We start from the raw sequence: 13173 nt of genomic DNA on the forward strand, positions 1-13173 counted from the left end.
TCCAATTCTGCAAAATAACTTAGGCTTTTCTACAAAAATATTTAAACATAACAATTTTTGTAGATTCCCTCCGTTTATTGTCGGTTTCCATCCGCATACATTTTTTGAAAGTATGATATAATAATATAAATCTTGAAGGAAGGGATTTTGATATCATGATCGCTCGAAGGAGCATGTGGCATCGTATTGATGAATCATACACGTAGCGTATTTTTCAGCTTAGATACTTTAGTCTAGCGAAAAAAATACGAGAGTGGGGAAATTATGATTGCCCGAAGGATAATTTGGCAAAAAAAAGACTCTTCTTACACATAGCGTTTTGTTTAGGACTTAATTGTTACTAGCTAAACAAAACAAAGAAGAGCAGGATTGCTAAATGAAGAATCCTACTCCACGTTTTGTTTAGTCGTTTTAAGACTTAAACTAAAACGAAGGTAGGGAGAATTGATGGACGAGAGGATTATTCGTTATTTCTTCAGCGACATATAGCGTAGTTAGTTTTTTTAGTAAACTAACTGAAAGCTACATGTGAGCTCGTAGTTAGTTTACAACACAAAAAGGACTACTAACTACGGAAAGAAGGAATAACGATGAGGAACATCCAAAGTCGACAAATTATTAAAGAAGTTTTTATGGTTTTAATCGGTTCATTTATTTTAGCAGCAGCGCTATATCACATTCACTTCCAAAACCACTTAACAGAAGGTGGCTTTGTAGGTATTGCACTATTCATCCAAAATTTTTATGATATTTCACCATCTATTTCAACTGTAATTATGGATATCCCAATTATTTTACTGTGTGCTTCATTTTTAGGTAGAAAAATGGTTGGTTATTCATTCCTAGGTTCGATTTCATTCGGAGTATTTTATTCTCTTATGGAAAATTATTCTCCATTTACGGTAGATTTATCAAATAATTTATTTGTAGCTGCAATAGTTGGCGGTGCGTTAGCTGGTATTGGACTCGGTTTTATATTGCGATTTGGCGGTGCAACCGGTGGAGACGATATTTTAACAATTGTATTAAGTAAACGAACTCGCTTTACAATTGGGCAAATTTTCTTCGTCTTTGACGCGATTGTTCTTGCGCTTTCATTATATTATTTAAATTGGACAGAAATTGCTTTCACTATTCTTTCGATTGCCGTACAGGCAAAAACATTGGATTTAATTTATTATCCAAAAGCAGAAAAGCAACCAGTATCTGTTCCAATGCCAAAAAAACATGCAACAAATTAAAAAAGCGAAAGGCTTCGGCCTCTCGCTTTTTTTACGCTCTCTTTTCTTTTTCAACTATGTGACGCACTTGATAAAATCGATTTGCAAATTCAGTAACGTTTCTTGTCAAACGATAATTCACTGTAGACCCGATTGCCATCCCAATTACCGGAATACCTTGGAATAATTTACGACGAAGAGCATAAATCGAAAATGTTTTCAAAATTTGTTTTAACACAACTTCAGTAGAAGCTGGTTGTAACACCGCTTCGTCTCCTTCATAGAAGAACGAATCTTCTTGCTCTAGCTCTTGCAATAAATTGTACCATGCGTATTGCTGAAGTCTTCCTGGTAGTAATGACGCATGAAATACCTTTAATGCAAGCATCATTTCATAAGGCTTGTTCACATCATGCCCAAATGACGTTGCAATAAGTTGGACAGCCTTCACATTCAACGCAATCATAACCGGAAAATCAGCTGTTAATAATAGTAAACCTCCAGCACCCGTTGCTCCACCTTGTACGAATGAATATAGGCGATGGCGCGCTGTTTGCTGCTCTGCTATGTATGTTAATTGGTCAATAGATAATGCTTTCAAATCTTCTAGTTGCTCAATCGATTCATCAAATAATCTCGATGTTCCTAAAATACGATTACGCGCATCTAACTGTGATTGTGAACTTTGAATCAATGCATGCAAATGAAAGAGCCATCCATCTGCTTTCGTAAAGAAATCTTTTCGTTTTTTCTCAGGCAATTTCGCAATTGTATTATGTACCCATTTATCAAACATTTTTTGAAAATCAGTCGCTTCTTGCTCAACTAATTGCAATTCCCATTCTTTTATATTGTCTAAAATGGCTTGTTCTCGCTTCGATCGCATCGTAACAACCACCTCGTTTGATTTTTTTCTATTGTAACATATTTCCGCTTATTCTTTACAAATATGCTTGTCTATCTTTATTCACATACCATTTTTTATTGACATAAAATATTAGCAAAAAGGATGAGATAAATCACATGAATCTATCCAATATAAAAAAAGAATATAATGCCGTATTCAGTTTAGGACAAAACTGTTGGCCTGCTTGGGCGTTATATCAATTCGGATTATCACCATTTTTTGGCGTTATTGATTTTATGCTAAGCCCCTCATTGGAAAAAGTGAATGTATTATTACAAAATCGATTTGACCGTTTTTTACATTTCGAAAATTTATCCTTCATCTCATTTTGGGATGATGATGCGAAATTAAGACTAAGGGACAACCTCTATGAAATCGACTCCTGTCATGACTTTAAAACAGATGTAAACACACCAACTTCTTGGCCTTCTTATCCAGAAATCAAGCTAAATTATGAGCATCGAATTAATCGTTTTCTAACTACAATTGAAATAGAAAAGTCCATATTGTTTATTCGGACTGGAGGAACATATGAAGAAGCACAATCTCTGGAACAAATTTTATCTCAAATAGTAAAACATAATTTTTCTGTCCTATTACTCATTCCTGCAGATGTACCAACTGTTGTAGAAGAAGATTGGGGATTACAAAATATTTGCGTTATAAAATGCCCTATTATGGATGTATTTCAGTACAATGAAGCATTTTGGACTGACTTATTTGATGGGATTTCAATTAGACCGCACGCTTAAATACACGACACTTTTATTACGCAATACATTATAATCATCCTTATACAAAATAAAGTGAAACTTTAATCAGTGGGGTTTTTGTTCATCCCCCACTGATTATTAGTTGAACCAATCGGACTTTTACGGACAGTTGATCCCCCACCTAACTTCTTTGCTTCCGCTGAATTTTGAGGTGGGGGTCTTACTGCCCGTTAAAGCGGGATAAATAAGGAGTGATTGTATATGTATCCACGTGCAAAAGCTTTCGGTCTTGCTATACATGACAGTCGCCTTCTTGTACAAGAATATCATACAGGCGATGAAACATATTACCGCCCTCTTGGCGGTTCAATTGAACTTGGTGAAAAATCAGCACATACCGTTATTCGTGAATTTCAAGAAGAGCTTCATACGGAAGTGGAAATCATCAATTATTTAGGTTGCTTAGAAAACATCTTTCATCTTGATGGAGAAATTGGTCATGAAATCATTCAGCTATATTCTGTACGCTTATTAGACACATCACTATATGAAATGGAAAAAGTGAAGATACAAGATGAGCAAACAGTATCGTATGCGAAATGGATTTCCGTCACAGCATTCATTCAAAAAGAGAAAGCACTATATCCAGATGGCATTTTGAACTACCTCCAATAGAAAAAAGACGAAATCCTATAGGATCTCGTCTTTCTTTTCATATAGTATATTAACCAATATCTCCAAGACGTAGTACGTCACGAGCGATCATAACTTCTTCGTCAGTTGGAATTACGATAATTTTTACTGGAGAGTGTGGGAAGCTGATAAATGCTTCTTCACCAAATACGTTATTACGTTTTACGTCGAAGTATACGCCCATGTACTCAAGGCCTTCTAATACGCGCTCACGAATAATTGCACTATTTTCACCTACACCAGCTGTGAAGATGATTGCGTCTACACCTTTCATACGAGCAGTGTAAGAACCGATGTATTTGTGGATACGGCTTACGAATACATCAAGTGCTACTTTCGCACGGTGGTCGCCTTCTTCTTCTTTCGCAATGATGTCACGTAGGTCACTAGAGTAACCAGTAAGACCTAACATACCACTCTTCTTGTTTAATACGTTAACTACTTCTTCTACTGTTTGGCCTGTTTTTTCCATGATGTATGGAATTAACGCAGGGTCAAGGTTACCAGAACGTGTACCCATTGTTACACCAGCAAGTGGAGTGAAGCCCATAGAAGTATCGATAGATTTACCGCCTTCTACTGCTGCGATACTTGCACCGTTACCTAAGTGACAAGAAAGTAAGCTTAAGCTTTCAATTGGACGACCTAATAATTCAGCCGCACGCTCAGTTACGTATTTATGAGAAGTTCCGTGGAAACCGTATTTACGGATGCCGTATTTTTCATAGTACTCATATGGTAAGCTGTATAGGAATGCAGATTCCGGCATTGTTTGATGGAATGCTGTATCGAATACTGCTACTGCTGGTACGTTTGGTAATACTTCTTGGAATGCTTTAATACCAACAACGTTTGCTGGGTTGTGAAGTGGTGCTAAATCGCTTAATTCTTCGATATCAGCTAATACTTCATCAGTAATTAAAACAGAGTCAGCAAATTTTTCGCCGCCGTGAACAACACGGTGACCGATACCGCCAATCTCGTCTAGAGATTTAACGATTCCGTTTTCAGTTAATTTTTTAAGAAGCATATTAACTGCTACTGCGTGATCTGGAATGTTTGTAATTTCTTTTTGTTTTTCGCCATCTACAGTAATAGTGAAGATACTATCTTCTAAACCGATACGTTCTACTAAACCTTTTGTTAATACTGTTTCACTTGGCATTTCAAATAATTGGAATTTTAAGGAAGAGCTTCCTGCGTTAATCGCGATGATTTTTGACATCTAGTCTTTCGCCCCTTTTTCTCTTGGTAGTTGTGTGGATGTTTCCACAAACCGCTCGATTTTATCTAATTAAATTTACTAAATATGAAAACGTTTCATCATTAGCAAATTTTATACTCACGATTTTAATTTAAACATCGTACGACATATATTTCAAGTGAAAAAATTGTAACACCAAGAAAAAATATATATTACAGATTTCAAAAAAATTCAGTTAAATCTTGTATATATTTAAAAATATGACATATTATATAAAACTGTACTACATGAATCACTAACTCTGTTACATATACCTAGCCTTATTTATGCGTTGCAAACCAAGTATTTAATTGGTCCATAATATCCTCCATCGCCTTCATGTTAGAGAATTTAGGTAACTCCACTAATAACGCCTGTTTTGGCATCGTTACACTAGGACCTTTCTTTTGGAGAACAAATATACTTTTTGCATTTTTCTCGTTTTTAAACATGGAAACAGGTAGTTGCAATAGTCCTTGAATAAAACAAGTTTCTTTAATAAATGCATGTAATTTAGGTGCTTGATCACTTTCAAAAATGAAGTTTGGTACTAAGAAGAATAAGTATCCGCCTTCTTTCGTATGTTTCACACTTTGTTCAATAAATAAGTGATGTGCATACGACATTCCTTCATCTGCTTTTAACTTATATTCACTTGCACCGATTTCATTTGGATAGTAACCAATCGGTAAGTCTGAAATAACTGCATCAACTGGATCGATATAAAGTGGCGCTAGTCCATCTTGATGGAAGAATTCGATTGCATGCTTTTGTAAATTCGCATTTACTAAAGCAAGTTTAATTAGCACTTCATCCACTTCTACACCAAATCCACTCATTGTTAGTTCTTCTTTGGCGCTATTAAATACGGTAGTCATTAAGTTACCTGTTCCAATTGCAGGATCTAAAACAGTGATTTCGTTTTTCCCTTGCATAAATTTATGGAATAAGTAGCTCATGAACATACCAACTGCATCAGGCGTCATTTCGTGGTTCGCTTGTACGCCTTCTTTCATTCCTTTTAAAATGGCTAACTGAAATGCTTTACGAATTTCTTCACCTTTATATGTTTCTTCATTAAACGTACTATATTCACGATTCAGCCTTTCAATTGCTGATTCGGATAATTCCTCTTGTAAGATCGCTCCTTCAAACAAGTTATCCCCTGTTTCTACAAGCGCCTCTAAATATGTCACATCTAATTCTTTACGTAAAACTACCGCAGAAGAATCAAAAATAGAAAATAATGTTTCCACTGTCTGACTCACGTACATTCCTCCTTCTCTCTTTTACACATAACTTATATCATACCACAAAGTGTTTTTTTCCAAAAAGAAAAAGCGACCTCCTGCAAAGAGCTCCCCTTTTAATTATATATGATATAACGTTTTTTCTCATATATTGGTACCGTTACGCAGCAATATATGAGAAAAAACGACCTCTTTATAAGAGGCCATTTTCTTCACATTACTTCGCAGATTTTGCTGCTTCTAATGCTGCTTCATAGTTTGGATGGCTTGTACCTTCATTTACGTATTCTACGTAAACTACTTTGTCGTTGCTATCTACTACGAATACTGCACGAGCAAGTAAACGAAGTTCTTTCATTACTAAGCCGTAAGCTTCACCGAATGAAAGGTCGCGGTGGTCAGAAAGTGTAACAACATTTTCTAAACCGTTTGCTGCACACCAGCGTTTTTGAGCGAATGGTAAATCAGCGCTAATTGTTAATACTTTCGCGTTTTCAATACCTGCTGCATCTTGGTTAAAACGACGTGTTTGTGCATCACACACACCTGTGTCGATTGAAGGTACAACACTAATTAATTTTACTTCGCCTTTGTATGTTTCTAAACTTACTGGAGATAAGTCGTTTGCTAATACTTGGAAGTTTGGCGCTTGATCGCCAACTTTAACTTCTGTTCCAACTAAAGTCATTGGATTACCTTTAAAAGTTACGTTTGCCACTTGAAAATCCTCCCTTATTTAAACAAAATATGTACAATGTAAATGATAGTTTGTCCCTATCGATAATGCAAATAAAATCGCTTTATTTACAAAAAAATTAAAGAAGCTAATCTATTGATCAGCTTCTTTATCCGTTAAATTTGAAATTCAGGATCGTCTTCTTTTCGTTTATCCATCATTTCCTTCACTTTATCAACAGCTTGTGGCGCTAATTCAATTATTTTATCGATGACATGTGTTTGCTTATCTAAATGCAACACTTTTACACCTTCGCCATTTATAACAAGAAAAGCAACAGGATTAATAGAAACTCCTCCACCGCTTCCCCCGCCAAATGGATGACGGCCTGAATGTTCTACTTTACCAAATTCACTTCCACCAGCAGCAAATCCGAAACTAACTTTCGAAACGGTAAGAATTACACTTCCATCTGCCGCTTTAATTGGGTCACCAACAATTGTATTTACATCAGTCATTTGCTTTAAATGCTGCATTGCGGTTGTCATTAAACCTTGAATTGGATGGTCCATTCTATATCCCCCCTATGCTTGAACAGATTTTTCTGTCATACCAGATCTTTGTTTCCTCATAAACATGAGTAATTTTATCGCTGTTTTTATAGTACGGAATATACGAAAAGATGCTGTTAACTCACATCTTGACGCAAATCCTTTCCCTTGAAAAACAGGGGTAATTTCAAATTCTGGTACGTCGACAATATGCATATATTGTCCTATAACTCCAGCAGCCATACCTTTTGTCCCCCATGCATATCCAGTGACAATTCCAGTACTAGCTGCGTCGCCTGCTCCAATTTGCGTATGCCATTTCCAACCATTGATTTTCACTCGTTTGAGAAAATCTTTAACAATAGTATGAACTTCTTGAAGCTTTTTTATCAGTTCCCCAATGCTATCAAGTTGTGCCATAATTTTATTATCTAGTCCGCCGTCCTCTTCAGCTTTTTCGATTTTTTGTCCTGTTTTCTTCTGCTGTTTCTCAATTCTTTCCAACACATCAAATGTATATCGAATCATCCATATTTTCACTTGAAGCAAGCATTGCTTTTCCATTTCTGAATATAAAAATGTCACTTTAAGCTTTATTTTCGACAATAGTATAAACAAAATAAAAAGGAGAAGAATTATTATTCCAATTGCGAGCCACTTCATACGTATCATCCTTTCACTCCGTACCCATTATCGACAACTTTATTCATCATTAAACAGAGTTCCGTAAGATTGAATATAAAAATTTTTCTAAAAACAAAAAGGTATTTTGACAATTTATATCGAAATATATTATTTGAACATATCATCAGGGAACGGACTCTAATGATATGTAGCACGAAAAACAGAAAATTTAACTGCAGTGGAGGGATACATAATGGCAGATCGTCGCAATTTATTTTTCTTTTATGGTGATGACAAAGCAACGCTCGTTGAAAAAATGAAACCAATCTATCGTATTTTAGAAGAGAATGGATTTACCATATTAGATCATCCAAAAAATGCAAACGCTATCGTCAGTGTTGGAGATGATGCAACTTTCTTACAAGCCGTTCGTAAAACTGGTTTTAGAGAAGATTGTTTATACGCAGGGATTTCTACGAAAGATGAGATTTCGTTCTACTGCGATTTCCACCTTGATCACATTGATACAGCCCTTCAAGAAATTACAAAAAATGAAATTGAAGTGCGAAAATATCCAACAATTCAGGTAGATGTAGATCACGGTACATCTTTCCATTGTTTAAATGAGTTCTCATTACGTTCTAGTATTATTAAAACATTCGTTGTAGATGTCCATGTTGATGATTTATATTTCGAAACATTTAGAGGTGACGGTTTAGTTGTTTCTACCCCAACAGGAAGTACAGCTTACAATAAATCATTGCACGGTGCAGTTGTTGATCCGCTCATCCCTTGCTTCCAAGTAAGTGAATTAGCATCTTTAAATAACAACACATACCGTACACTTGGTTCACCGTTCATTTTAAATCACGAACGTACATTAACTTTAAAACTAAGACCAGACGGTAACGATTATCCTGTTATCGGTATGGATAATGAAGCGCTTAGCATTAAACAAGTGGAAAAAGCTGTTGTACGCTTAAGCGATAAACACATTAAAACAGTTAAATTAAAAAACAATTCTTTCTGGGAAAAAGTACAGAGAACGTTTTTATAGTAATCAAATAACCCTCGAATTATGGGATTTCCATAATTCGAGGGTTATTTATTTATCACATGCAACTTAACGCTGTTTCACAAAATATTTTGGAACAGGACAACAGTATATGAAATTATATCAACGATTTTTCAAATATATCTATCGTAACTCAAAATATATCAACGATTTTTCGAATATATCTATCACAAGTCAAAATATATCAACGATTTTAACCAAAATATCAATTTACCGACAAAAATTAACAATATCATCAACCTATCTAAAAAGAGGAAGCAATACCAAAATGTATTTCCAGGCCGTTTCCTCAAACTTTTAGACATCTTTTCTATAAACAATCTCCCCATCAATTACAGTCATCTCTGCTTGTACTTCTTTTATTTCTTCTGCCTCTATTTCAAAAATATTGCGGTCTAGTATCGTAAAGTCTGCCTCGTATCCTTTTGTAATTTGTCCTCGCTTCGCTTCTTTTCCGATTGCATAGGCACTCCCTGTTGTAAATAGAGAAACAGCCTCATATGCCGTTAATCTTTCTTCAGGCATATAGCATACACCGTCAATAAAACTTCTACGTGTAACAGCGCTATATATGCCTAAAAACGGATTCACTTGTTCAATGGGAGCATCTGAACCACCGTTACAGTGTAATCCTGCTTCCAGTAACGTCTTCCAAGCATACGCATAACGAAGACGATGCTCTCCTAGTTTTTCAATGACTGACGGAAAATCCGATGAAACAAATACTGGCTGTATATCAACAATGACTTGCAAGTTTTTCATTCTTTCAATCAACTCTTCACGGGCAAGCTGACAATGAATAATGCGGTCACGTAATCCTTCTGCTGGTGGATATAATTCAAGTGCATCAATAACATACTGGAGCGATAAATCACCGATTGTATGAATGGCAACTGGCATATGTAAATCTCGTGCTTTTTTCACTAACTCCGCAAGCTCTTCACGCGAGAAAATGGCAACTCCATTCGTTTCCCTCGCATCTTCATACGGTTCACTTAATAAAGCTGTTCTTCCACCAAAAGAACCGTCAGAAAAAATTTTCATCGCACCAAATTCAATATAGTGTTCATTTTCATATTCTTTTCGTTCATGTGCTACTTCATGGTGAACGAGCAAATGTGCTTTAAATGGCATTTCTTTTATAACATGAGAAAACGCATTGTGCGTTTTTCTAAAACCACCGTAATAATTTAAATCTTCCGTATGTCCACCAACAATTCCATATTGCCAGCAATCTTTAATCGCTGTTTGCAAAGCGCTTTGTAAGTAGACTTCATCAATTTCAGGCTGAACATGTTTTATTAATTCTTGTCCTTGTTCATATAAAAGCCCTGTTAACATATTGGATGAATCCCGGCCAATTTTTCCGCCTTTCGGATCTTTTGTCGATTCTGTTATGTTCGCTTCTTGCAGTATGTATGAGTTCACCCATGTAACGTGGCGACAGACGCGCTTTAATAAAATCGGATGTTCTTTCGAAATTGCATCTAAATCACGCGCGTGAACGTCTTTTGTATCTGTAAAGTTATTTTCATTCCAGCCTTCTCCAATAATCCAAGAACCTTTTGGCGCCTCTTCTACTCGTTTCTGAACGAGAATCAGCACTTCGCTATACGATGTACAATTTGATAAATCTAAACGCAGCAATCTCTCTCCATGCCCAATAAGATGCATATGGCTATCAACGAGACCTGGAATCATCGTTTTCCCTCTTAAATCGTACAATTTCACAGCAACATATCGGTTTTCTAACTCTTCTTTACTCCCAATGTCAACGATTCTGCCATTTTCAACATAAATAGCTTCCACTTTTTCATTTTCTTCTCTCATCGTGTAAATGGTGCCGCCGTACCAAATTTCTCCCATATATCCCATCTCCTTTGTTTTATTGTATAAAAAAAAGCACCATTTCAAAACATGGTGCTTTTCTAAAAATTACTTTTGCTCAGTAGGGTTCGTTGTAATTTGCCATTCAATGCTAAATTTATCTTTTACTTGTCCGTATGCTGGACTCCAGAACGTTTCTTGAAGTGGCATGATAACCTCTCCACCTTCTTGTAACTTTTCGAATACTTCTTTCGCTTTTTCTGCATTACTAATTTGAATTGCAATTGTTACTTGAGATCCGATTGCATGCCCTTGACCTGGGAATGTATCCGAAATCATAAGGTCCGTATTACCAACTTTTAAAGTAGCATGTAAAACGCGCTCTTTTGCTTCAGCTGGAACCGGGTATTCTGGATTTTCAGGCATATCACCAAACGTTTGCATGATTTCTACTTTTGCATCTAACGCCTCTTTATAAAACTGTACAGCTTCTTGCCCACTACCATCTAAAACTAAGTACGGATTAATACCTAAAATCATACGGACACCTCTTTTTTAAATTTATAAAATCGAACTTGTGTTCGTTTTTTATATTATCATTGTTTGACATTTCATTCAACTATTTCCTTCACTGTTTTCAAAATTATTTTGAAGGCAGCTCCATCTCTTGTTTTCTAAGTTCAATACGGCGAATTTTTCCGGAAATCGTTTTTGGTAGTTCATCTACAAATTCAATTTTACGAGGGTATTTATATGGTGCAGTGAGTTCTTTGACGTGTTGTTGGAGTATTGGGATTAATGTTTCTTCGTTCTCTTCTATATTCTCTCTTAATACGATAAATGCCTTCACGACGCTTCCGCGAATTTCATCAGGGCTTGCGACAACTGCACACTCTCTTACGTAAGGATGTTTTACAAGCGCATCTTCTACTTCAAACGGCCCGATTGTATAACCAGAGCTAATAATAATATCATCACCGCGCCCTTCAAACCAGAAATAGCCATCTTCATCTTTCTTTGCTTTATCACCGGTAATATAATAATCACCGCGGAATTGCATCGCTGTGCGCTCATCGTCTTTATAATATTGTTTAAAGAGGGCTGGTGTTTCAATATGAACTGCAATATCACCAACTTCTCCTACTCTTACCGGCATACCTTCCTCATCTACAATATCAACATGGTTGCCTGGCGTTGGTTTCCCCATTGATCCTGGTCTAATATCCATCCCTTTCATTACACCAACAAGCAATGTATTTTCCGTTTGCCCATAGCCGTCTCTTACTGTAACATCAAAGTGCTTTTGGAACGTTTCAATGACTTCTCTATTTAACGGCTCCCCTGCGGATACAGCGCTATGTAACGCTTCTAAATTGTACTCACTTAAATTTTCTACTTTTGCCATTAATCTATACTCTGTCGGTGTACAACAAAGCACATTCACCTTATTATCATCTAATAAATTTAAATATGTTTTCGGTTCAAACTTACCGTGGTATACAAATCCTGTTGCCCCTGAGCCTAGAGTTGCTAAAAACGGGCTCCAAATCCACTTTTGCCAGCCTGGACTAGCTGTTGCCCACACAACATCATTCTCTTCGATTCCGAGCCAATTCGGAGCGCTCGTACGTAAATGAGCGTATGCCCATGCATGGGTATGAACAACACCTTTTGGATTCCCTGTCGTTCCTGACGTGTAAGATAAAAAGACCATGTCCTCTTTATCTGTCTTCGCTATTTCTAACATATCACTTTCTGTTTCTAATGCTGTTTTTAAATTAATCCATCCATCTACTGACTGCTCGCTCAGAACGAATTTTTGAAGAGATTCCATCACTTCTATATCATCAAACTGGCCAATGTACGGCTCATAACTTACAATTGCCTTTACTTCCCCATGCCCAATTCGATATTCAATATCTTTTTTACGTAACATTTCCGAACTCGGAATTACGACAAATCCTGCTTTAATCGCAGCGATATACGTCATGTACGCTTCAATTAAACGCGGCATCATAATGAGGAGCTTGTCCCCTTTTTGCAGACCACTCTTTATAAAAGCGTTTCCAATTTTATTCGCACCTTGCATTAATTCAGCATATGTAACTTCTCGTCTATTCCCTTTATCATCTTGCCAAATTAAAGCAAGCTTCTCTTTATCACCTGTATATTTCTCTATTTCAGAAACTAAATTATAAGACGGCGGTGCCAACAATTCCTCTCTCTTCATAAACATCCTCCTTTTTTATGCCTCCCTTATATAATAAAGAATTTTCTGTCTATTTTGAACCCTCTTCTTTTGACAAATTTTTTATGTCTATGTCGAAATGAATGTATAACGATGCAAACAACAAAAAGAAAGAGCGGGAGAACCCGCTCTTTCTAAGCCATCGT

At 36.3% G+C, this 13173-nt stretch carries 13 protein-coding genes; 4 read left to right on the forward strand and 9 right to left on the reverse strand.

Translation table 11 applies throughout. The annotated features are described in order from the left end of the window. The first annotated feature begins 590 nt into the window (after positions 1 to 590). Positions 591 to 1241, forward strand: coding sequence for a YitT family protein (locus ATN06_RS23580; protein WP_060632528.1), 651 nt, complete (start codon positions 591 to 593; stop codon positions 1239 to 1241). A gap of 31 nt (positions 1242 to 1272) precedes the next feature. Here ATN06_RS23580 and ATN06_RS23585 read toward each other — a convergent pair whose 3' ends face one another. Beyond that, positions 1273 to 2106, reverse strand: coding sequence for an EcsC family protein (locus ATN06_RS23585; protein ID WP_060632529.1), 834 nt, complete (start codon positions 2104 to 2106; stop codon positions 1273 to 1275). 137 nt (positions 2107 to 2243) lie between these two features. On the opposite strand from ATN06_RS23585, the gene ATN06_RS23590 reads away from it, so the two are divergent. Beyond that, positions 2244 to 2879 (forward strand): DUF1796 family putative cysteine peptidase, encoded by a 636-nt coding sequence (locus ATN06_RS23590; RefSeq protein WP_060632530.1) that lies wholly within the window; start codon positions 2244 to 2246, stop codon positions 2877 to 2879. A 222-nt stretch (positions 2880 to 3101) separates the two neighbouring features. Then, positions 3102 to 3515, forward strand: a complete 414-nt coding sequence (locus tag ATN06_RS23595) for an NUDIX hydrolase (protein WP_060632531.1) — start codon at positions 3102 to 3104, stop codon at positions 3513 to 3515. Positions 3516 to 3564: 49 nt separating this feature from the next. Here ATN06_RS23595 and ackA read toward each other — a convergent pair whose 3' ends face one another. The 5 genes from ackA to ATN06_RS23620 form a co-directional block, all read right to left on the reverse strand. Then, positions 3565 to 4758 (reverse strand): acetate kinase, encoded by a 1194-nt coding sequence (ackA, locus tag ATN06_RS23600; RefSeq protein ID WP_060632532.1) that lies wholly within the window; start codon positions 4756 to 4758, stop codon positions 3565 to 3567. 299 nt (positions 4759 to 5057) lie between these two features. Beyond that, the gene (locus ATN06_RS23605; RefSeq protein WP_060632533.1) at positions 5058 to 6044 is read right to left on the reverse strand and encodes a class I SAM-dependent methyltransferase; all 987 of its coding nucleotides are present in this window, start codon (positions 6042 to 6044) and stop codon (positions 5058 to 5060) included. Between the two features lie 199 nt (positions 6045 to 6243). After that, on the reverse strand, positions 6244 to 6744 hold the full coding sequence (gene tpx / locus ATN06_RS23610; protein ID WP_060632534.1) for a thiol peroxidase: 501 nt from the start codon (positions 6742 to 6744) through the stop codon (positions 6244 to 6246). A gap of 134 nt (positions 6745 to 6878) precedes the next feature. Continuing rightward, positions 6879 to 7274, reverse strand: a complete 396-nt coding sequence (gene ytfJ, locus ATN06_RS23615; RefSeq protein WP_000350005.1) for a GerW family sporulation protein — start codon at positions 7272 to 7274, stop codon at positions 6879 to 6881. A gap of 12 nt (positions 7275 to 7286) precedes the next feature. Further along, the gene (locus ATN06_RS23620) at positions 7287 to 7925 is read right to left on the reverse strand and encodes a DUF2953 domain-containing protein (protein WP_060632535.1); all 639 of its coding nucleotides are present in this window, start codon (positions 7923 to 7925) and stop codon (positions 7287 to 7289) included. Positions 7926 to 8130: 205 nt separating this feature from the next. Here ATN06_RS23620 and ATN06_RS23625 point away from each other — a divergent pair, with 205 nt between their 5' ends. After that, positions 8131 to 8934, forward strand: coding sequence for an NAD kinase (locus tag ATN06_RS23625; RefSeq protein WP_060632536.1), 804 nt, complete (start codon positions 8131 to 8133; stop codon positions 8932 to 8934). 315 nt (positions 8935 to 9249) lie between these two features. On the opposite strand, the gene ATN06_RS23630 is transcribed toward ATN06_RS23625, so the two are convergent. The 3 genes from ATN06_RS23630 to mbcS all read right to left on the reverse strand — a co-directional run bounded on the left by ATN06_RS23630 (position 9250) and on the right by mbcS (position 13009). Continuing rightward, positions 9250 to 10818, reverse strand: coding sequence for an amidohydrolase (locus ATN06_RS23630; RefSeq protein WP_060632537.1), 1569 nt, complete (start codon positions 10816 to 10818; stop codon positions 9250 to 9252). 69 nt (positions 10819 to 10887) lie between these two features. Next, positions 10888 to 11319, reverse strand: coding sequence for a VOC family protein (locus ATN06_RS23635; RefSeq protein ID WP_060632538.1), 432 nt, complete (start codon positions 11317 to 11319; stop codon positions 10888 to 10890). Between the two features lie 103 nt (positions 11320 to 11422). Continuing rightward, the gene (gene mbcS / locus ATN06_RS23640) at positions 11423 to 13009 is read right to left on the reverse strand and encodes an acyl-CoA synthetase MbcS (RefSeq protein ID WP_060632539.1); all 1587 of its coding nucleotides are present in this window, start codon (positions 13007 to 13009) and stop codon (positions 11423 to 11425) included. Positions 13010 to 13173 lie beyond the last annotated feature (164 nt).

It is taken from the genome of Bacillus thuringiensis (assembly GCF_001455345.1).
Classification (GTDB): domain Bacteria; phylum Bacillota; class Bacilli; order Bacillales; family Bacillaceae_G; genus Bacillus_A; species Bacillus_A thuringiensis_N.